Below are 20,752 nucleotides of genomic sequence, written 5' to 3'. Positions count from 1 at the left end.
TGGAGGTGCCGCCGCCGGTGGCGGGGGCGCCACCGGCGGCGGCACCTCCACGGGCGGCGGCGGCGCGCCGATGGCCGGTGGCGGTCCGGCCGGCGGAGGGAAAGCCGGCGTCGAGGGCATCGGCCGTGGCATGGGCAGAACCCCTTGCGGCGCAGCGGCGATGATCGAGCCGACGATCGTGCCGTGCGCGTCGCAGTCGGACAGGCCGTCCTCGCCCATGATGTAGTCGCCGCCGGGCACGGCGGGCAGCCGCGGGTTGGGTGAAATACCGGTGTCGATCACCGCCACCGGTACCCCGTTGCCGGTGCTGTATTGCCATGCCTTGCTGATGTTGAGCAGGTTGAAGCCCGGGGCCAGCTGCGCCACGTCGGGGTTGCGCACGGTGATCGGCGTCGAGCAGCTGTTGGCGCGGCGCATCGGTTGGTCCGATCGGGGCGGTCCATCCGGCGGCACCAATCCCGGATCCACCTGCGGCGGCGTGATGGCTTGGGCCGCAGGGACATTCGCAGCCAGCGCGACGAGGGTGACGGCCGCGGTCATCGCCGCGACCCGTTTCAGTGGCGAATCCACGTGAAGAGCCCTCCCAGGGCCGCCGCCGCCGGCAGCAAGACGATGAACGCCAACACCTCCACCCATTCCACGGTCAGCCGGATGAACGGCCGGAACCGCACCGTGGGCACCAGCAGTGCCGCGGCCAAACCGCATGCGGCGAAGGCGGCGATGGCTACCGCGGGCCACAGCAGGCCGCTTGCAACGTCTTTCGGCTCGGCGAGAGCGTATTTGAGCACTCCTGCGCATACCGCGGCCGAGGCGCCGCAGGCGAGGGCGACGGCCTGATACTTGGCGGCGAATCCGCGGCCCTGGGTGATGAAGATGCCCACCACCAGCCCGGCCACCACCAGCGCCAACCAGGCCCACGTACGTCCGGGCGCCAGCACTCCCCACACGGCGGCGGGCAAGACGATCGACACCCCGACGCATACCCCGACCTGGACCGCGTTGACCAGCCGGGCCGATGCGGCGATCGCCGCGCCGCGCGCCGTGATGTCGGTCAATTCGTTGTCCTCGTCCTCGGACTCGTCCTCGCTGACCGGGGAGACGGTGTCGACGGGCATCCCCTCGCGACGCGCGAACAGGTCGCGCCCGGTGATCGATCCGAAGTGCGGCGGCCGCACCCGCGCCACCCACAACGCGATCAGCGGGGTCATCCTGACCAGGATCAACAGTCCGACCAGCACGCAGATGGCCAGGACCTGCGGCGAGGCCGGCCGGAACATCCGGACGACGGCGACCGCGGCGAGGATGCCGCACACCGTCACCACCGCCGTGACGACCGCGGTCTGCCAGCGCTTGCGCGTCGTCACACCGATGGCGATGGCCCCCAAAATCACGATCACCAGGCCGATCACCGCGTGGGCCGCGCCGAGCGAACCCGGCGGCGCGCAGGCGCCCGCCACCGCCAGCAACACGACGGCCAGCCAGCCGAACCCGCTGAACATGTCGCGCCGCTCGCGCCAACCCCACCAGACGACGAAGGTCGCGACCGTCAGCAGGATCCCGACGGCGCCGGCCACCGCCGCCGGGACCGGGCCGTCGGTGAACGTCCGCGCGCGCAGCGTGAGGGCCACGATCACCGCGGCCGCCATCGCGATGATGGCGATTGCGGTGTGGGCGGCCGTCAGGGGCGTCACCGGGGCGAACATCCGGTCGCCCCCGTCCCGCCCCAGCCACTTGCCCATGGCCGCCAAGCCGGTCGACAGCGACTCATACTGCGGTTCGAAGGACTCGCCGGCTACCCGGGGCACCAGCACCAGGGTGTCGCCGTCCTGCACGCCCAGCTCGTCCAGGCTCTTGTTGATGTCGAGCCGGACGCCGTTGATCTTGTGCAGTTCGTAGCTGCCCGCCGGCAGCGTAATGCCGTCAAATCCTTTGCGCTTCAGGTCGGCGTCGAAAAGCTCGACCATTCCCTCGAAGAATCCCTCTACCGGAATTCCGGCGGGGAACACTTGCGAGCACAGATGCTTCTCGTAGGAAATATTGACCGCACAGCGCGCCGGGAAGGCGACCTTATGCGCTGATGTCACGGCGCCGTCCGCTCCGCATCCGGAATGTATTTGTCGGCCAAGCCGGCGGTGATTTCAAAAAGCCGCAACCGCGTCTTTTTCTTCAATTCATGAACCGTGTCGATGAGCCCGCCTTTGGCCAAGTGCGGATCGAACGGCATCTCTTCGACGGTCGCGCCGACTTTGCTGAACCGCTCGGTCAGGTAAGCCAGCGCATCCTTGTCGGTGATCTGGTCGGTGTGGTTGATGATCACGGTGCTGCGCGAGACCAGCTCGTGATAGCCCTGCGACCTCAGGTAGTCCACGGCCCGCAGCACCGGCCGCGACCGGTCCGCGGTGATGCCGGAGACGAACACCAGGGTGTCGGTGTTCTCCAGGACCGGCTTCATCACCTCGTGCTCCAAATCCGGCGACGTGTCGACGATCATCACCGTGTGGGTTCGCCGCAGCCTCGACAGGACGCCGGAGAACATCGCCGGCACCAGCGGGCGGGGCTGATCCGACGTGCGGTTTCCGGCCAACACGTCGAGGCCTATCGGGTTCTGCCCCAAGTGTTCACGGATGTCCGCGTAACCCTGGACGTCGGTGTCGTTGATGATGGCGGTGTAGTCGCCAGGCGGCGACTCGTCGATGCGGTCGGCCAGCGTGCCGAAACCCGGGACCGCGTCGATCGCAATCACGTTCTGCGGGCGGCACTCTCGGAACACCCCGCCGATGCAGGCGACCATCGTCGAAACGCCGACCCCGCCCTTGCCGGAGACGACCGTGATGACGTACTGCCGGCGGATATGCCGTCGGATGCGGTTCTGCAAGTCCCGGTAGTGCCGCTCGCTGGGCGATTCTCCGGGGTTAATTTTTTTAAAAGAGATGACGTAGATGAATTTCCGCCAACCGGAGCCCGGGGGAATCTTTCGAGGCGCGGCCAGATCGGTAATGCGCATGGTGTCGGATACCGAATCCGGGAAGTTGCGGCCCCCTGACGGTTCCCCCCGTCTGAGCGCCCCTTCGTCCGACATATTCGGGTCATTCCAAGGGCTCGTCACGTCGCGATGCTAACACGCTTGGCGATACCGCGTTTACCGATCAACAAACCCCTACAAGTGCGTAAGCGCTTGCTATTCCACGGCATTGGTTAACCGACTTATCTTGGGTCAGTTGAGAATCCGGCTCCGGTCAGACCACCCGCCGATACGAGTACCACTCCTCACCGGCGGGCAGGCGGCGGATGAGCCGCTGCACCGCGCCACTGATGTCGCTGCGCGACCCCGGCGAGACGATCTGATAGCGCCGCTGCCCCGAAGTCACGTTCTCCACGCAGACGCGGCCCGCCGGGGTGTCGATGATGGACACGGTCGAATCGCCGACGGCGATCCGCGCCATCTCGTCCGGCCCCACCCCGGCCTGCAGGCCCACGATGGCCGCGTGCGCGGAACGCGCCGGATCGGCCGCCATCATGACGATCTGGAGCTGGTCGACGTCGAGGTTCTGACTGAGCAGAAACGTCCGCAAGCTGGCGGGGTCGCGCACCGAGGCGAGCAACTGCTCGGTGTCCAAGGTGACCGGCTTCAGCGGCGCCACCTCGGCCACGCCGCACAGCCGCTCGACCTGGCCGACCACCAGATCACTGGCCCCGTTCTCGTTGCTGGCGGTGCCGGCGGGGTAGAGACGGACCAGGTCACCGTGGCGTTCCAAAACCACCCACCAGGAGGCGAATCGGCAAATGGACGCGCGAGTGGCCTCGCGGCCCGGGACCGAGATGGTCACCAGCAGCCCCAGGTCCCGCCGCAACAACACGGTCAGCCACTCGCGGATCATCGGGTCGACGTTGCCGGCGTCGTCGAGGGCGCCGGCGGCCTTCAGCTCCGCCGCCACCGGGTGGCGCAGCGCCCGCTCGGGGGTGTCGAGCCGCGGGAGTAGCGGGCGCAAGCCGAGCTCGGGGCAGGTCTGCTCCACCCCGGTGACCGCCTGCAGCACCCACAAGCCGTCGACCGTCGTTGTCAGCATGTCTCTCCCCTCGGTGGCAGGACACCAGAGGTGGGGCACACACGCTCGGGCGCGCCTGCCCCACCTTCACTGGCCCTCGGCCGGAGTCAGAACAAGCCGGCGATGTGCTGGTCGGTGCTCAGGGCGCCGTCGAGCACGTGCGACGTCGTCTGCCCGTGCTGGCGGATCGTGTCGATGAGGCCCTGCAGCCCCGACAGCATCTGCGCCTGCGCCTCGAAGAAGCCCGACGCCCCGTGCCCGGCGAAGAATTCCTGCAACGCGTTCGTCCGGTTCGAGGTGTCATCGAAAATGCCCTGCAGCTGTCCGGCGCGAGAAGCGACGTCGCTGGCGAAGTCGGCCACCGCTCCGGGGTTGTAAGTAATTGGATCAGACATTGTTAACTTCCTTTCAGAAAACCGGTTATGGAATCACAAATGAGGTGGGCGGGAGTCAGGATCCGCCGTGGCCGAACAGAGCGCTGAAAGCGTGCGAGGAATCAGCCTCGTGACCTTCCATCAGGGCCGCCGCCTGCTTGAGGCCCTCCGCCAGCCGGGTGCCGCCGTTCAGCACCTTGTTCAGGTCGTTTTGCACCTCGATGGCCGTCGCGTGCGACGCCACCACCGCGTCACCGGACCAGGTCGACGGGTTCATCACATTCTCCTGATTGGCCACATATCCCTGGCCGATCCCAATCGCGTGTTCCATGTTCGCCTGAATGGCGTTGGAAGTATCGCGCAGCATTTGCGGTGTCACCTTGATTGTCACTGAATTCTCCTTCTCCGGTTGGCCGCCCCCCGTAAATGCCTGGGGCATGGAGCGAAGTGTATGGCGGCTATTTATACCTGTCGATTCACCCTTGGCCGGGCCGGCTTCACACTCTGGTGTCCACTACCCGCACGGTCGCGGGCTGTTCGGATTTGTCTCGGGATCCGCGCTCTCCTCCCGCCCCATGCCCGACCGGCATGCCGCCCATCGGTGTGCCGCCGCCGACCGTCGTGGTCTGCGGACGCATGGCCTCGGCGCCCAACGCCCCGCTCGGCCGCAACCCAACCGGCCTTCCGCTGCCGGCCGGTTCGAACGCACTGACGGGACGGGTGAAACTGGTCGCGGGCATGCCCGCACTGCCCAGCGAGGCGGCCCCGCCGCCGCCGGATGCGCCGACGGCCGACATCTCCGTTGCCGAGACCGCCGAAACCCCCGGCGCCGCCCCACCCATGGCGCCCGGATTGGCGAACATGCCCATCATCGACTGCAGCGGCTGCATCATCTGCATCGGCGACTGCATCATCTGCATGGGCGCCTGCATCGCCTGCGGGACGGCCCCCATCATCGATTGCACCGGCTCCATGAACGAGCCGGCCTGACTCATGAAGTCCTGTCCGCCCGATGCGGCCTGACCGGCGCTCGAGGTGCCCTGCTGCGCTCCCTGCAGGGCCGAGCGCATGCCGTCGCCGGCCCCGACCTGCGCCGCCGCCTCGCCCACGGCCGCCGCCGCCTGCGCCGGCGCAGCCGGCGACGCGCCCATGGTCGCCACCGGTGGCGCAATGGCGAGGCTTTCGCTCAGCGACGTGAGGACGGCACCATAGCTCGCCCCGACGGCCGAGTTGTTCGGCCACATCACCCCGAAGTATTGGACGTCGAGCGACACGATTCGGGGGGTCAGGGCGCCCAGCACCAGCGGGTTGATCCCGTTGTCGACTCCCCACTCGTCGCGATTGGCGATGCATTCGGGAGCGGGGCGCATCGCGCCGTACGCCATGTGGTACGCGGAGACCGCGGTGGCAACGACCGGCGGCTTCACATCGACCCAGCCGGCCAGCCCGTGCAGCGACGCGTTGAGCATCGTGACGTTGGCCGCCGAAGCCGCCGAGCCGGCGCCCAGCCAGCTGGCTGATGTCGCAGCCGTGTTGATCGCAGACGCGATACCTGAGGCGTGGTGGGTGGCTGCCAGAGCCATCCAGGCGGCCTGGTTGGCCAGGTGAGTGACCACCCCGGCGCCGCCCTTGAGCAGTAGATCGTTTTCCTCAGGTGTACGCGCAGCCCACCCCGGATCGGCCATGCGTACTTTCCCCTTTTAGAGGCTGGTGGCCGCGGTCGCCAGCAGCGCCGCCTGGCGAGCGGCTTCCGTGGCGACGGTCGTGCCCGAGGCCAGTCCCTGCGCCCCGGCGAACAAGCCGCGCTGCGCCGCGTGTTCGGACACCACACCCAGGTAGCTGGCGCCGCAAGCGTTCAGCGCCGCCGCGAACATCGCCGAGTCGGGATCGCCGCCCATCGGCATCGCCCCCAGCAGAGCCGGCGCCGCCGCCGACGCCGCCGATTCCGTTTCGGCGCTGATGGCCGACTCCGCGCTTGCCGATGCCAGAACCGCCTCTGGCTGCATCGACATCGTCATGATTTCCCTCCGATTGCTCAGCGTCATAAAGACGGGCTTGGCGCATCAGTCTAGTGCGATCCGACGGTTCGCGTATTCACTCGCTCCTCCCGGGCTGCGCCCGGAAATTACGTGTTTGTTCTGGTCGGCCGTATTCCCGCTCTCGGTCATCCGTCAAACAACCTCGTGAGCCACTGCAGACACTGTGGTCACGGGTTCACGGGCGAAAGCTTCGGTGTGCGTGGGTCATGCAAATACCTGGCAGTTATGGCCAACGTAAACCGTGGTCGAACAAGGGATCTCCGCCGCGCATATTGTTGCCGATTCAAAGACGAATTGACCGGGCATTGGCAGCAATTTTCCGCTGCGTTAATAGCAGCCGAAAGCTACGCCGGGCCGCGGCCGTCGCCGGCCAGATTGAGCAGCAGCCGCGTGCCGCCGAGCGGGCTGGTCTGCAACGCCGCTGTGCCGCCGTGCAATTCGGCCTGCTGGGCGACCAGGGCGAGCCCCAGGCCGGAGCCCGAGCGCGACGCCGTCGACCCGCGGGTGAAGCGCTCGAAGACGGTGGCGCGCTCGGATTCCGGGACGCCGGTGCCGTCGTCGTCGATCGCGATCTGGACACCCTCGCTGGAGCTGCTCACGGTGAGCTGGATCTTGCCGGCGTTGCCGTGTTTGACCGCGTTGGCGATGGCGTTGTCGATCACCAGGCGCAACCCCGTGGGCAACCCGACCATCAATACGGTCGGCGACGGCACCAGTGACACCTCCACGTCGGGATAGATCCGCAGCGCGTCGTGGGCGGCGCGGTCCAGCAGCTCGGTGATGTCGAACGGGACGAAATCGTCGACGGTGGTGAGCTCGCCCTGCGCCAGCCGCTCCAGCGCCGTCAGCGTCGCCTCGATGCGGCTCTGGGTGCGGATCACATCGCCGATGACCTCCTGGCGCTGCTCGGGGGGCAGGTCCAGGGTGGACAACACCTCCAGGTTGGTGCGCATGGCCGTCAACGGGGTGCGCAGTTCGTGCGAGGCGACCGCGGCAAAGTCGCGGGCCGACTCGAGCGCGGCCTTGGTGCGCTGCTGTTCGTTACCGATGCGCGCGAGCATGCCCTCGACCGCCTCCGCGATCTCCACGGCTTCGCGCACCCCGCGGACCTGGACCTCATCGGGGCTGGACTGGGCGTTGATGGCGCGGGCCTGCTGGGCCAGCAGCAGGAACGGGTTCACCATGATCAGCGAGATCACCCAGCCGACCACCACGGTGCCGCCGATGACGCTGGCGCAGATCAGCAGCACCCGTAGGTGCAGCTCGTTGATCCTGTGCTGGGCCTCGGCCAGCGGCGCGGCCAGCGCGATCGAGGCGGGGCCCGCGGAGAAGGTGCGGACGCGGTACTGCACGCCGTTGATGGTGGTGTTCGCATACCCGTTGGGCAGCTTGGGCAGCACGAGGTTGCTTGGCACCGAGACCGTCTGGTCGCCGATGCGAGCGGTGCGCACCAGGTTGCCGTCCGGCATGGGTTGGTCGGGGCTGGCGTGCTCCACATTGTTGAGCAGCGAGTTGATGTCGCCCAGGCTGCTGACCGAGTCCAGCCGACGGTCGAGCTGGCTGTACTGGTCGTTGGTGACCCCCACCCACACCCAGGTGCCCAACAGGACGACGAGGGTGATGACCGACAGCGCGGCGACGACGACGATGGTGCGCAGCGACAACACCCGCATGGGCAGCTGCACGTGCGGTAACACGCGAATGTCACGCTCCTCTGTGCGGTTCGTGGCACCGGGCCGGCGACGCGCCGACCACCTGACCACCACCCTCACACCGATACCGGTTCGCCGCGTCCAGGCGCCGTGGCGTTTTGCAGAGAATGTAGCGCCCGTCGTTGAACTCCCGTCCCGGCGACCGGCAACATTTGGCCGTGGGGGAGGTGAGTGAGTACTCTCTCACCATGCTCGCCTCCGGACGCGATCGGCTGCTGGCCGCGGCGCTCAGGCTCTTCGCGGAGAAGGGCTACGCGGCGACGTCGGTGGCCGACATTCAGCGCGCCTCGGGCCTGGCGCCCGGATCGGGCGCGCTGTACAAGCACTTCGGGTCCAAACGCGAGCTGCTCGAGGCCGCGGTCGCGTACCGGATCGACAGCATCGTGGCGGCGCGGGAGGAATACGACGCCGGGCAGCCCGGCAGCGTCGAACAGGCGGTGCGCACCGCCGGCCAGCTGATTTGGAGCAACCTCAAGCAGAGCGAGGACCTGCTCAAGGTCATGCTGCGTGAGCCCGAGGAGCTCGGTGACCTGGACGAGAAGACCTGGCAGGTCATCACCGACAACGCCTACCAGCGGTTCGCCGACGAACTGGCCGCGTCGAATCGCGCCGGCCGCACCCGCATCCCGGACCCGGAGGCGGCCGCCGCTGTCGCGATCGGATCGTTGTCCTACGCCGCGACGTTGCAGGCGCTGACCGGCCGGTTGCCCGGCAACATCGACGAGGAGCGGTACTTCGAGGCGTGGGTCAGCCAGACCGTCAGTGTCCTCTCGCAATACGGAACACGTTGAACAACACAACCTTTCAGGAGTAGAACCGTGAGTTTTTCGTTGCAGCTGACCGACGACGTCATCGAGGTGCGCGACTGGGTGCACAAGTTCGCCGCCGACGTCATCCGCCCCGCCGCGTCCGAATGGGATGAACGGGAGGAGACCCCCTGGCCGGTGATCGCCGAGGCCGCGAAGGTGGGCCTGTACTCCCCCGACTTCTTCGCGCAGCAGGCGGCCGAGCCCACGGGCCTGGGCATGCTGACCGCCTTCGAGGAGATGTTCTGGGGCGATGCGGGCATCGCACTGTCCATCATGGGCACCGGTTTGGCCGCTGCGGCCTTGGCGGGCAACGGAACTCCCGAACAGCTCGGTCGCTGGCTGCCCGAGATGTTCGGCACCGCCGACGAGCCCAAGCTGGGCGCGTTCTGCTCATCCGAGCCCGACGCCGGGTCCGATGTGGGCGCGATCCGCACCCGGGCGCGCTACGACGAGGCCACCCGGGAATGGGTGCTCAACGGCACCAAGACGTGGGCCACCAACGGTGGCATCGCCAACGTGCACATCGTGGTCGCGTCGGTCTATCCCGAGCTCGGGACCCGCGGGCAGGCCACGTTCGTCGTGCCGGCGGGTGTCAGCGGGCTGGCGCAGGGCCAGAAGTTCAAGAAGCACGGGATTCGCGCCTCCCACACCGCCGAGGTGGTGCTGGACAACGTGCGCCTGCCCGAGGACCACATCCTCGGCGGCCGCGAGAAGTTCGAGGCGCGAATCGCCCGCGTCAAGTCGGGTGCCTCCGCGCGGAGTCAGGCGGCGATGAAGACCTTCGAGCGCACCCGCCCCACGGTCGGGGCGATGGCCGTCGGTGTCGCGCGTGCCGCCTACGAGTACGCCCTCGACTATGCCTGCCAGCGTGAGCAATTCGGCCGCAAGATCGGTGAGTTCCAAGCCGTGGCATTCAAGTTGGCGGACATGAGGAGCCGCATCGACGCCGCCCGTCTGTTGGTGTGGCGGGCCGGGTGGATGGCGCGCAACAACCAGTCCTTCGACGCGGCCGAGGGGTCGATGGCCAAACTGGTGGCCAGCGAGACGGCCGTCTATGTCACCGACGAGGCGATCCAGATCCTGGGTGGCAACGGCTACACCCGCGACTATCCCGTGGAGCGCATGCACCGCGACGCCAAGATCTTCACCATCTTCGAGGGCACCAGCGAGATCCAGCGCCTGGTGATCTCGCGGGCGCTGACCGGCTTGCAGATTCGCTAGCGGCCGCATCCCGCGGCCCACCTCCCGGCGGGCACCAGACATGATGGCCGGATGACCACCGAGATCCGGACGCTCGACAGCGAGGATGACCTGCTCGCCGCCGCCAACGTGTTCCGCGTCGCGATGATCGGCTTCCCGCCGCTGCCGGACCTGCCGCCCGGGCAGATCGCCAAGTTGCTCGAACCAGGCCGCACCGTCGGGGCGTTCGTCGGCGGCCAACTCGTCGGCACCGCGGACGCCGTGACCAGCCGAATGACGCTTCCGGGCGGGGCGATGGTGGGGCACGCCGCCGTCACGCACATCGGGGTGCTGCCCTCCTTCACCCGGCAAGGTGTCGCCACGGAGCTGATTCGTCATCAGTTGCGCGACATCGCCGCCCGCGGCGAAGTGGTGGCGTCGTTGCGGGCGTCGGAGGCCACGATCTACGGCCGGTACGGCTACGGCGTCGCCAGCTCGTCGCAGACGGTGGAGGTGCACACGGCGCGCGCCGCGCTGCGCCGCGACGTCGCCGCCGGCGGCCCGGTACGGTTGGTCGACGCCGCACACGCCTGGGAGCTGCTGCCCGGCATCTATGCCCGGAATCGCCCGTCGCGTCCGGGAACGATCGACCGGCCGGAGCCGTGGTGGGAGAGCCTGCGCCTGCGCACCGAACACTCGCCCGGCCCTGTGTATTTCGCGATCCACGGCGAGCCGGGGTCCGAATCGGGTTTCGCGCGCTACCGACCCGTCGACACCGAACGGTGGTTCGTCAGCGACCAGCGCACCATCGCGGTGGAGGATTTCTTCGCACCCACCGCGGAGGCCTATCTCGGATTGCTGCGCTTCCTGCTGGAGTTGGATCTCATTGACCGGGTGGTGTTTTGGATGTTGCCGATGGACGACCCGCTGCCCTGGTTGCTGGCCGACCGGCGGGCGGCCCGGGTCACCGCGGTGCACGACGAGACCTGGCTGCGTGTCGTGGACGTGGCACGGGCGCTGGATGCGCGCCACTACTGCGGCGGCGGCGGAGACGTCACCGTTGCGGTCAACGACGCCTTGCTGCCGGCCAATTCGGCCCGCTTCACGGTCAGCGGGGGCGGTGCCGAACCGACGGGAAGCCGAGCCGACGTCGAGGTCGACGTCGAGGGGCTTGGCGCCGTCCTGCTCGGCGGAACGACGTGGCGCGACCTTGCCGTCGCAGGCCTGGCCCGGGCCGAGGACCCGTCTGCGATCGCCACCGCGGACCGGCTGTTCGCCGTGCCGGACGCGCCACATGCCGGGTTCTTCTTCTAGGCGCGTGGGTATGCCGACCGCGTGATCGTGATCGTCGGCGTCGGGGTGTGTGGGCTCGCCGCCGCCTATGAGCTGGCGCGGCCTGCCTGGCCATTACCTGAGTCGGCAGGAATTCACTTCAGCGAGTAGCGGATCGGCAGGTGCTTGAGGCCACCGACGAACGTCGTGGCCATCAGCTCCGGCGCACCGGCCAGCTCGATCGACTTGATCCGCGGGACGAGCTCGGAGAAGAAGCTGTTGATCTCCATCCGGGCCAGCGCGGCGCCCAGGCAGAAGTGCACCCCGTAGCCGAACGACAAGTGCTTGTTGGGATCGCGCGCGACGTCGAAGCGGAACGGGTCGGTGAACACGTCCTCGTCACGGTTGGCCGAAACGTAGGACAGCAAAACCGATTCGCCCTTCGCGATCGGCACCCCGCGCACCTCGGTGTCGGCCTGCGCCGTCCGCATGAACTCCTTGACCGGCACCACCCAGCGGATCATCTCCTCGACCGCGGTGCCCATCAGCCCCATGTCCTTCTGCAGCCGCGCCAGCTCACCGGGGTTTTCCAGCAGCGCCAGCATGCCACCCGCGATGCCCGCGCTGGTGGTGTCGTGGCCCGCGCTGGCCACGATCACGTAGTACGACGCGGTGTCCATGTCCGACAACGGTTCGCCGTTGATCGTGGCGTTGGCGATCGCCGAGGCCAGGTCCTCGGTCGGGTGCTCGCGGCGCGACGCAGTGAGCGCGGCGAAGTAGTTGAAGAAGTCCAGCAGCACGGCCAGCATGTCCTCGGTGGTGGCGCCCCGCTGGAACTCGGTGTCATCACCGCCGAACATCTCCTGCGTGAGCTTGAGCATGCGCGGGAAGTCGGACTCCGGCAGCCCGAGCAGTGACAGGATCACATACAGCGGGTAGTTGACCGCGACCTCCTGGACGAAGTCGCACTCGGGTCCCGCCTCGACCATCTTGTCGACGTAGATCTTGGCCAGCTCGTCGACGCGACACTTCAACTCCCGCATCACCTTCGGCCTGAACCAGTCGGCGCCGATCTTTCGCATGTCGCGGTGGTGCGGGTCGTCCATGTGGATCAGCGTGCGCAGGCCGATGCCGGCCTCCATCTGGGCGTGCAGCACGTCTTCGCCCTCCGAGACCATCAACAGCGGCCGCGGATCGTTGGTGAACAGGTCATTCTGGCGTTCGATGTCCATCACGTCGGTGTGCTTGGTGATCGCCCAAAACGGTTTGTAGCCTTCGGCTTCCACCCAGGAGACCGGCGCGTGAGCCCGGAGGTAGGTCAGCGCCTCGTGTAACCGCTTCTCGTCGGCGTAAGCCGATGGATCGGCCAGAACCCGCGCGGCCTCGTCCATGATTCGGGTGCTCATACGGTTCTCCTACGGTGCGGTTGCCGATTGTGGGGTGCCGGCCTCTCCGGGCTGGAGATGCTCGCCGCGTTGGGTCGATGTTCGTCGTTCAGGGGTCACCGGTCAACACCAAACTCCGCGATCGACCCGAAATTCGTTGTCCGCATTGGGAAGGCTTCCCTTCCTGCGTCCCAGGGCAGGAGGATTCGCGCGGATTTAGGGACGTTTGGCCCTAGGTCCGCGCGGCGCCGGCTCGGAATACTTGGGCGGCTTGACGATTACGGTCCGGCATCCGGATGTGTGGAGGTTACCCATGACCGCTGAGGCGCCGCCCGCCCTTGCCCTGGAGGCCCGTCGGCCGTTTCCCCCGCGACTGGGCCCCACCGGCAGCCTGATCTACAAGGTCATCAACACCACCGACCACAAGATGATCGGCATCATGTACATGGTCGCGTGCTTCATCTTCTTCTTCATCGGCGGCCTGATGGCGCTACTGCTGCGCCTCGAGCTGGCCCGGCCGGGGCTGCAGTTCTTGTCCAATGAGCAGTACAACCAGCTGTTCACCATGCACGGCACGGCGATGTTGCTGTTCTATGCGACCCCGATCGTCTTCGGATTCGCCAATCTGGTGCTGCCCCTGCAGATCGGCGCACCCGACGTGGCGTTTCCACGGCTGAACGCGTTGTCGTTCTGGCTGTTCGTCTGCGGAGCGCTGATCGCGTTGGGCGGCTTCATCGTTCCCGGCGGCGCGGCCGATTTCGGGTGGACCGCCTACACGCCCCTGTCCAATGCGGTGCACAGCCCCGGCGTGGGCGGGGACCTGTGGATTCTGGGAGTGGGCATCGGCGGCCTCGGCACCATTCTGGGGGCCGTCAACATGATCACCACGGTGGTGTGCCTGCGCGCGCCGGGCATGACCATGTTCCGGATGCCCATCTTCACCTGGAACATCCTGGTCACCAGCGTGCTTGTGCTGGCGGTCTTTCCACTGCTGACCGCCGCGTTGTTCGGCCTCGAAGCCGACCGTCGCATCGGGGCACACATCTACGACCCGGCCAACGGCGGGGTGATGCTGTTCCAGCACGTGTTCTGGTTCTTCGGGCATCCCGAGGTCTACGTCATCGCCCTGCCGTTCTTCGGCATCATCTCCGAGATCATCCCGGTGTTCTCCCGCAAGCCGCTGTTCGGCTACACCACGCTGGTGTACGCGACGCTGTCGATCGCCGCGCTGTCGGTTGCGGTCTGGGCCCACCACATGTATGCCACCGGAGCCGTACTGCTGCCGTTCTTTTCGTTCATGACGTTCTTGATCGCGGTGCCCACCGGCATCAAATTCTTCAACTGGATCGGCACCATGTGGAGGGGCCAGTTGACGTTCGAGTCACCGATGCTGTTCGCCATCGGTTTCTTGCTGACGTTCCTGATCGGCGGACTGACGGGCGTGCTGCTCGCCAGCCCGCCGCTGGACTTCCACGTCACCGACACCTACTTCGTGGTCGCGCATTTCCACTACACGCTGTTCGGCACCATCGTGTTCGCGACGTATGCGGGCATCTATTTCTGGTTCCCGAAGATGACCGGGCGCCTGCTCGACGAGCGACTGGGCAAGCTGCACTTCTGGCTCACGTTCATCGGCTTCCACACCACCTTCCTGGTCCAGCACTGGTTGGGCAACTCCGGGATGCCGCGCCGCTACGCCGACTACCTGCCCACCGATGGATTTCAGACGCTCAACCTCGTCTCCACGGTAGGTGCGTTCATCCTTGCCGCCTCGGTGTTGCCGTTCGTGTGGAACGTGTTCAAGAGCTGGCGCTACGGCGAACCCGTCTTGGTGGACGACCCGTGGGGTCACGGCAACTCGCTGGAGTGGGCGACCAGTTGCCCGCCGCCGCGACACAACTTCACCGAGCTGCCCCGGATCCGTTCGGAGCGCCCGGCTTTCGAACTGCACCACCCGCAGATGGTGGACCGGATGCACGCCGAGGCCTACGTCGGCCGCCGGCAACAGGAGAGCATTACCGCCGATCGCCGATAACCGGATAGGCGCGGGCCGGGCGGTCAGCCGTGCGGTGCGTCGGAGATCTTGGTGTCGGGCTTGCCCAGCGTCTGGCAGTACGTCAACGCCGAGAGGCGCGTGGCCGAGATCTCGGCATTGGACGGGTCGGTGCCGTTCTTGTCCTTCAGCATCTTGCTGACCTCGTCGTTCTGCTTCTTTTCGTCCTGCGAGGTGAAGTCCTTGCACTTGGTGTCGCCGCCGGTGTTGATGACCTGTGACGCCGAGCACGCGCTGGACAGGAGTACGGCGATCGCGAACGTGGCAGCCGCGATTTGCTTCATTGTTTGCCTTCCTGGAGCTTCAGTAGTGGTATCTGTACACCAAATCGGTCGATTTGAAACCCCCACAGCCGAGTTGCCCGACAGCTCCTCGGGTTTGCGGCGCGGGCAATTGGCGGGCTGACGGGAATAACCGCGTCGCCCACATCGTCGTTCAGGCGTCTTCCGTGGTGGGCCGGTGCGGCCGCGCCCAGGCCCGAGGAGGGAAAACGACTGTGTCGGGGTCCAATGGTTCAACGCGGTCGACATTGGTCACGCCGGCGATCGCCGGCGGCCCCGCGTCGACGCGGGGCGTGTTGGCCGGTGTGCTGGTGCTGTTGTTGTCCGTCGGCTGGGTAGCCAATCACTTCGTCGCGTTGATGCCGGTGCTCAGCGTTCGCCAGCAGCTCAGCCCGGCCACGCTCGACGTGATCTTCGGCGTGTACGCGCTGGGATTGTTGCCCGGCCTGCTCGTCGGCGGGCGCGCATCGGATGCGTTCGGGCGGCGATCGGTGGCGCTGGCGGGCTCGGCGACCGCCGTGGCGGGGACGATCGCGATGCTGTGCTCACAGCAGTACGACGCGTTGCTGATCGGACGATTGATCGTCGGGCTCGGGGTCGGGCTGGCCATGAGTTCGTGCACGGCCTGGGCCTCGGATCTGAATGGCCCCGCCGGGGCGGCGGCCGCCGGTGCGGCGTTGATGGCCGGTTTCGCGATCGGCCCGTTCGCGGGAGCCGTGATCGCAGCCGCCGGGCCGGCCGGCATCCGGTTGTCGTTCGGCATCGCGGCCGCCGTCGGCGTGGCGGCGATGTCCGTCGTGGTCGTCACGGCACGGCACTCGGGGGCCGCCGCGCGGTCAACCACTGAGGTGTGGGAGCCGCCGACGCCCGCCGAGCAGGGCGTGGCGCCGGCGTTGAGTTGGGCCATGCCGCTGGCGCCGTGGGTGTTCGCCTCGGCGACACTGGGTTTCATCGCGATTCCCGGCCGCGTGCACACCGGGCTGGCGGCTCCGCTGGCCGCCGGCACCGCGACGCTGATGGTCAACGGCGTCAGCGGGCTGATCCAGGTGCTGGCGCGGGCGCGCCGGTGGGGTCCGCAGGCCGGCATCGCGGGCGCGGCGCTGGCCGCGCTCGGCTACGCGGTCACCGCGCTGGCCCCGCCGGCCATCCCGCTGGCGTTGGGGGTGCCGCTGTTCGTGATGCTGGGGTGCGCGTCCGGCCTCTGCCTGCGCGAGGGCTTGATCGACCTGGAGGCCGCGGCGCCGAAACGCCTGCGCGGCGGGCTCGTTGGCGCGTTCTACGTGGTGACGTACATCGGTTTCGGTTTGCCACTGATCTTGGCGACGGTCGGGCGGACGGTGTCGACGGCCATCCTCGCGGTGATGGCGGCACTGGCGCTGCTAACGGCAGTGAGCCGGGCGGTTCGGCTCCGGCGTGACGCCCACCGCCAGGGTTAGCCGTTCGCCTCTCTCAACCACGCGGCCGTTCGCCGTTCTGGCGGCGGGGTTTTCGGCCGCGCCTCGTCGGCGTCAGACGAGTTCGCGCAGCGTCTCGATCAGCTTGATCCGCTCGGCGGCTGTGGACGCGATGGGTGCGACGTTGAGGGTGGTCACCCCCGCTTCGGCGAACGCGGCCACGCGGTCCCGCACGAATTCGCGGCTGCCGATCAGGTTCACGTCGCGGACGAGATCGTCGGGCACCACCTTGGCGGCGCCGTCCTTGTCGCCGGCCAGGTAGAGCTCTTGAATGCGATCGGCCTGCGGCCCGTAGCCATACTTGGTCGCCAGGGCGTGGTAGAAATTCTTGCCCTTGGCGCCCATTCCGCCGATGTAGAGGGCGAGGTGAGGTTTGACGAATTCCCTTAGCGAGTCGACGTTTTCGCCGATGGCCAGCACCGGTCCGGCGAAAATCTCGAGCTCGCCCAGACCGGGATCCCGCTTGGCCCGGCCGGCGGCCAGCGCCTCACCCCAGACGTCCTGCGACTTCTCGGGCAGGTAGAAGATCGGCTGCCACCCCTCGGCGATCTCGGCCGCGAGCTCGACGTTCTTCGGCCCGAGCGCCGCGACGAGTATCGGGATACGTTCTCGGACAGGCTTGTTGATCAGCTTGAGGGGTTTGCCCAGCCCGGTGCCCTGCCCGGCGGGCAGCGGGATGGTGTAGTACTTGCCCTGGTGCTGAACGGTCTCACGGCGCCACACCTGGCGGCAGATGTCGATCACTTCGCGGGTCCGGGCGATCGGCGCGTCGTAGGGGACGCCATGGAACCCCTCGATGACCTGCGGACCGGATGCGCCCAGTCCGAGGGTGAACCTGCCGTCGGAGACGTAGTCGAGGCCGGCCGCCGTCATCGCGGTCAGCGTGGGCGTCCTGGTGTAGAGCTGCATGATGCCCGAGGCCAGTTCGACCCGGTCGGTGCTGGCGGCCAGGTAGCCGAGCGCGCTCACCGCGTCGAACGAATACGCCTCCGGGACGAAGACGATGTCGAGCCCGGCGCGCTCGAGATCGGCCACTTCGGCGGCGACGTCCTTGAAACCGCCCGCATAGTTGATGCCCAGTCCGATTCGCATGTTCGCCTACGCGGTGGCGAACTCGCCGGCCAGCTCGAGCGCGTCCTGCTGGATCCGCTCGAACTGGGCACCCATCGCCTCGGACAGCGCCTTCGCGCCCGACAGCGGCCGCACCATCACCATGAAGTCGTCGATGAGGCCGTCCTCGTTGAAGTGCAGGAAGTCGCAACCGGTGATCTTGACTCCGGGCGCCCCGGCGAGTCCGGTCTCGAACACGAACGCGTGGTCCCGGCCGCTGCCGTCGTGTATCTCACGGACGTAGCGGAAGTCCTCGAAGATGCGCAACACCCCGCGCAGGATCGCCGCCGTCATCGGCTTGCCGACATAGGGCTTGAACGCCACGGGGCTGGTGAACACCACATCGTCGGCCAGCAGCGCCTGGATGCCCTTCTCGTCGCGTTCTTCGACCGCCTTGCGGAAGGGATGCATCCGACACCTCGCCTCTCGTTTCGCCAAGTGTCGTTGACGGTATGCCGTCCACCCCGAGGTGTCCATAGTGCGATTAATCACTTTGTTGACTACTCATATCGTTGTAGCCTTCTTCGGTGGCGCTGCGTGATGCGGTATTGGCCGCCCTCCTCGAGGGCGAGTCGTCCGGCTACGACCTGGCCAAAGACTTCGATGCGTCGGTCGCGAACTTCTGGATGGCCACCCCGCAGCAGTTGTATCGCGAGCTCGACAGGCTTGCTGAGCAAGGCCTCATTCGGGCGCGCCTCGTGCACCAGGAACGCCGGCCCAACAAACGCCTGTTCGCACTGACCGACGCCGGCCGTGACGCGATCCGGGAGTTCACCGGCAAGCCGCCGAAACCGTTGGCGATCCGCGACGACCTGCTGGTCAAGGTGCAGGCCGCAGACACCGGCGACACCGCCGCCGTGCGCGAGTTCATCTGGGAACGCCTGCAGTGGTCGACGGCCAAATTGCAACGCTACGAACGGTTGCGCGCGCGCGTGCTCAACGGGCGCGACGAGGAGGAATACCTGGCGCACGCCGAACGGGTCGGCCCCTACCTGACCCTGCTGCGCGGAATCACGTTCGAGGAAGAGAACATTCGATGGGCCGAACGCGCGCTGGCCGTCATCGAGCACCGGCTCTCCGCGGGGGCGAAGGAGTGAGCGGCCGAGATTGGGTGCGACATCCCATCGATGACTACCTCCACGCGAAGACCGGTTGCTCGAGCTCGTCGACCGGGTCGTGACGGCCCTCCAGACACCACCACCGCAGTTGCAGCAGCACGGCGCCGGTGGGTGCGTGAATCAGGTCGTTGCCCAGCGGGATCTGCACGACCGGGCGGGGGCTCTCCGGGATCGAGATGAAACGCGGAGAATCGTCGCGCTGCAGCTGGTGTAGCCCCACCCGGTACACCGCCACCACCTCGTCGGGCGCCGGGCGGGGATCGAGGCGCCCGCCGCCCCACATCACGACCGGCGTGATGACATAGCCCGATCGGGTCGGATAATCGTCCATCAGGCCCAGCACCGCCGAGCCCGGCAGGTCGATGTCGACCTCCTCGCGCATTTCCCGCAGCGCCGCGTCGGTCGCGGTCTCGCCCGGGTCGAGCCGGCCGCCCGGCAGCGCCCATTGCGCCGAATGAGAATTGAGGCGAGACGCCCTGCGGCACAACAGGAAAGCCGCACCGCCGGACACCCCGACCATCCGGCCGTCCAGGCCGGGCTCCGGCATGGGACGACCTCCGATCCACTCGTCCACCGGCGCCGGATCCACCCGGTCCTCGCCCAGGGTCGAGTCGACCAACACCACGGCGACCGCCGCGTGCCGCTTCGTCGGGTCGGTCAACTCGCGACGGTCGTGGGCCGCCAGATGGCCCCTGATCCGCTCGCGCAGCGCCTCGTCATACGGGATCGTCACGGTTGCAGACTATGCGGGGTGTCGCCGGGGCGGCCCACGAACGGTCGCCGCGCCGACAGCCGGCGCCCGGCGCGGGTACCCCCGGTGAACGGCCGGCGCTCCGGTGTCGTAGGTGTGCATGTACGGGAGGAGAAGGATGAAAGTCATCGGTTTCGAAGAGCACTACAAGCTCCCGGCCATCGCCGAAGAACACGAGAAGCAGGGGCAGGACGCGGCGACCGGTCTGCTGAAGGAGGCCGGTTACGGCTCCCCCGGGCCGGACGGGGAATGGCCGCCGGGCATCAACGACCTGGGCGAGGGCCGGATCGCCGCGATGGACGCCGCGGGCGTCGACCTGCAGATCCTCTCCCACTCCGTCCCGGGACCCGAGACGCTGGAGCCCGCGGCGGCGATCGAGCTGGCCCGCCGGGCCAACGACGCGGTGGCGGCCGCGATCGCCCGGCACCCGGACCGATTCCGCGGCTTCGCCACCCTGCCGATGCGCGACCCGGCGGCGGCCGCCGGCGAGCTCGAACGCACCGTCCGCGATCACGGCTTCGTGGGCGCCCTGATCAACGGTCACGTCAACGGCCGCTATCTCGACGACACCTTCTTCTGGCCGGTTTTCGAATCGGCCGAAACGCTGGGCGTGCCAGTCTTTCTGCACCCCACCATGCCGCCACAGCCGGTCATCGACGCCTACTACGCCGGCTTCGACCGCAAAGTCTCGGCTCGGTTGGCGGGGGCTGGCGTCGGCTGGCACCTCGACACGGGAGTGCACTGCCTGCGGCTGATCCTGGGTGGGGTGTTCGACCGTTTCCCCGCGCTGCAGATCATCGTGGGCCACCACTTCGAGGCGCTGAGCTGGATGGGATGGCGGACCGACTACTCGTTTCCGGCAGAGGTGAGCGGCCTCAAGCGCACCGTCAAGGAATACCTTCGGGAGAACTTCTACGGCGGCATCCTCGCCGGTGACTTCTTCACCCAGGAGCCCGGCGCGATGGATCCCAGTTGGAGTCTGTCCTTCACCGCCTATCTGGCGATGGTGAACGTCATCGGCATCGACCGCGTCGTGTTCACCGCCGACTATCCCTACGGAAACATCAACGCCTGCCGACAGTTTCTCGATCGGATGCCCATCAGCGAAGACGACAGGGAAAAGATCGCCCACCGCAACGCCGAGCGCCTGCTGAGGCTTTGACGCCGCC

General features: G+C 67.6%; 20 protein-coding genes and 1 pseudogene. 7 read left to right on the top strand and 14 right to left on the bottom strand.

The annotated features are described in order from the left end of the window. From AWC03_RS21430 to AWC03_RS21390, 9 genes and pseudogenes are all read right to left on the bottom strand, one after another. A pseudogene (locus tag AWC03_RS21430) lies at positions 1 to 540 on the bottom strand (type VII secretion-associated serine protease); the annotation flags it as partial. 14 nt (positions 541 to 554) lie between these two features. Continuing rightward, complete coding sequence (eccD, locus tag AWC03_RS21425; protein ID WP_085242716.1) at positions 555 to 2,084, bottom strand: type VII secretion integral membrane protein EccD; 1,530 nt, start codon at positions 2,082 to 2,084, stop codon at positions 555 to 557. Beyond that, entirely contained in the window at positions 2,081 to 3,106 is a 1,026-nt protein-coding gene (locus AWC03_RS21420; RefSeq protein WP_090419175.1) for a MinD/ParA family ATP-binding protein, read from the bottom strand. Before AWC03_RS21420 ends, eccD begins: the two co-directional genes overlap by 4 nt. Positions 3,107 to 3,236: 130 nt before the next feature. Continuing rightward, positions 3,237 to 4,067, bottom strand: coding sequence for an ESX secretion-associated protein EspG (locus AWC03_RS21415; protein WP_085242715.1), 831 nt, complete (start codon positions 4,065 to 4,067; stop codon positions 3,237 to 3,239). A gap of 86 nt (positions 4,068 to 4,153) precedes the next feature. Then, positions 4,154 to 4,441, bottom strand: coding sequence for a WXG100 family type VII secretion target (locus AWC03_RS21410; protein WP_067920541.1), 288 nt, complete (start codon positions 4,439 to 4,441; stop codon positions 4,154 to 4,156). 55 nt (positions 4,442 to 4,496) lie between these two features. Further along, positions 4,497 to 4,859, bottom strand: coding sequence for a WXG100 family type VII secretion target (locus AWC03_RS21405; RefSeq protein WP_090419178.1), 363 nt, complete (start codon positions 4,857 to 4,859; stop codon positions 4,497 to 4,499). Between the two features lie 58 nt (positions 4,860 to 4,917). Continuing rightward, entirely contained in the window at positions 4,918 to 6,105 is a 1,188-nt protein-coding gene (locus tag AWC03_RS21400) for a PPE family protein (protein ID WP_085242714.1), read from the bottom strand. A 15-nt stretch (positions 6,106 to 6,120) separates the two neighbouring features. Continuing rightward, positions 6,121 to 6,438, bottom strand: a complete 318-nt coding sequence (locus AWC03_RS21395; RefSeq protein WP_085242725.1) for a PE domain-containing protein — start codon at positions 6,436 to 6,438, stop codon at positions 6,121 to 6,123. Between the two features lie 365 nt (positions 6,439 to 6,803). Beyond that, complete coding sequence (locus AWC03_RS21390) at positions 6,804 to 8,132, bottom strand: sensor histidine kinase (protein WP_085242724.1); 1,329 nt, start codon at positions 8,130 to 8,132, stop codon at positions 6,804 to 6,806. Positions 8,133 to 8,359: 227 nt separating this feature from the next. On the opposite strand from AWC03_RS21390, the gene AWC03_RS21385 reads away from it, so the two are divergent. Genes AWC03_RS21385 through AWC03_RS21375 form a run of 3 tightly spaced genes read left to right on the top strand, consistent with a single transcriptional unit; the run spans position 8,360 to position 11,473 of the window. Beyond that, positions 8,360 to 8,962: a TetR/AcrR family transcriptional regulator gene (locus AWC03_RS21385; protein WP_085242713.1), complete on the top strand. Its 603-nt coding sequence runs from the start codon at positions 8,360 to 8,362 to the stop codon at positions 8,960 to 8,962. Between the two features lie 27 nt (positions 8,963 to 8,989). Continuing rightward, on the top strand, positions 8,990 to 10,201 hold the full coding sequence (locus tag AWC03_RS21380) for an acyl-CoA dehydrogenase family protein (RefSeq protein WP_085242712.1): 1,212 nt from the start codon (positions 8,990 to 8,992) through the stop codon (positions 10,199 to 10,201). Positions 10,202 to 10,252: 51 nt separating this feature from the next. After that, on the top strand, positions 10,253 to 11,473 hold the full coding sequence (locus AWC03_RS21375; protein ID WP_085242711.1) for a GNAT family N-acetyltransferase: 1,221 nt from the start codon (positions 10,253 to 10,255) through the stop codon (positions 11,471 to 11,473). 113 nt (positions 11,474 to 11,586) lie between these two features. On the opposite strand, the gene AWC03_RS21370 is transcribed toward AWC03_RS21375, so the two are convergent. Then, on the bottom strand, positions 11,587 to 12,837 hold the full coding sequence (locus AWC03_RS21370) for a cytochrome P450 (protein WP_085242710.1): 1,251 nt from the start codon (positions 12,835 to 12,837) through the stop codon (positions 11,587 to 11,589). Positions 12,838 to 13,129: 292 nt separating this feature from the next. On the opposite strand from AWC03_RS21370, the gene ctaD reads away from it, so the two are divergent. Then, positions 13,130 to 14,851, top strand: coding sequence for an aa3-type cytochrome oxidase subunit I (gene ctaD / locus AWC03_RS21365; protein ID WP_085242709.1), 1,722 nt, complete (start codon positions 13,130 to 13,132; stop codon positions 14,849 to 14,851). Positions 14,852 to 14,874: 23 nt separating this feature from the next. On the opposite strand, the gene AWC03_RS21360 is transcribed toward ctaD, so the two are convergent. Further along, positions 14,875 to 15,153 carry a hypothetical protein gene (locus tag AWC03_RS21360; protein WP_085242708.1) on the bottom strand — a complete coding sequence of 93 codons (279 nt, stop codon included), beginning with the start codon at positions 15,151 to 15,153 and terminating at the stop codon, positions 14,875 to 14,877. Between the two features lie 245 nt (positions 15,154 to 15,398). On the opposite strand from AWC03_RS21360, the gene AWC03_RS21355 reads away from it, so the two are divergent. Further along, positions 15,399 to 16,586, top strand: a complete 1,188-nt coding sequence (locus AWC03_RS21355) for an MFS transporter (RefSeq protein WP_420845689.1) — start codon at positions 15,399 to 15,401, stop codon at positions 16,584 to 16,586. Positions 16,587 to 16,658: 72 nt separating this feature from the next. On the opposite strand, the gene AWC03_RS21350 is transcribed toward AWC03_RS21355, so the two are convergent. Both AWC03_RS21350 and AWC03_RS21345 read right to left on the bottom strand, forming a co-directional pair. Beyond that, on the bottom strand, positions 16,659 to 17,696 hold the full coding sequence (locus AWC03_RS21350) for an LLM class F420-dependent oxidoreductase (protein WP_085242707.1): 1,038 nt from the start codon (positions 17,694 to 17,696) through the stop codon (positions 16,659 to 16,661). Between the two features lie 6 nt (positions 17,697 to 17,702). Next, positions 17,703 to 18,125 carry a nuclear transport factor 2 family protein gene (locus AWC03_RS21345; protein WP_085242706.1) on the bottom strand — a complete coding sequence of 141 codons (423 nt, stop codon included), beginning with the start codon at positions 18,123 to 18,125 and terminating at the stop codon, positions 17,703 to 17,705. Between the two features lie 116 nt (positions 18,126 to 18,241). Between AWC03_RS21345 and AWC03_RS21340 the strand changes: the two genes are divergently transcribed. After that, positions 18,242 to 18,811: a PadR family transcriptional regulator gene (locus AWC03_RS21340; RefSeq protein ID WP_085242705.1), complete on the top strand. Its 570-nt coding sequence runs from the start codon at positions 18,242 to 18,244 to the stop codon at positions 18,809 to 18,811. A 34-nt stretch (positions 18,812 to 18,845) separates the two neighbouring features. On the opposite strand, the gene AWC03_RS21335 is transcribed toward AWC03_RS21340, so the two are convergent. Continuing rightward, positions 18,846 to 19,565 carry an NUDIX hydrolase gene (locus tag AWC03_RS21335; RefSeq protein WP_085242704.1) on the bottom strand — a complete coding sequence of 240 codons (720 nt, stop codon included), beginning with the start codon at positions 19,563 to 19,565 and terminating at the stop codon, positions 18,846 to 18,848. Between the two features lie 136 nt (positions 19,566 to 19,701). Here AWC03_RS21335 and AWC03_RS21330 point away from each other — a divergent pair, with 136 nt between their 5' ends. Continuing rightward, the gene (locus tag AWC03_RS21330; RefSeq protein ID WP_208859309.1) at positions 19,702 to 20,745 is read left to right on the top strand and encodes an amidohydrolase family protein; all 1,044 of its coding nucleotides are present in this window, start codon (positions 19,702 to 19,704) and stop codon (positions 20,743 to 20,745) included. The last annotated feature ends 7 nt before the right edge of the window (positions 20,746 to 20,752 follow it).

It is taken from the genome of Mycobacterium europaeum, assembly GCF_002102155.1.
Classification (GTDB): Bacteria; Actinomycetota; Actinomycetes; order Mycobacteriales; family Mycobacteriaceae; genus Mycobacterium; species Mycobacterium europaeum.
Note: the sequence above shows the minus strand (reverse complement) of the source record. Positions and strands in the feature narration are given on the sequence as shown.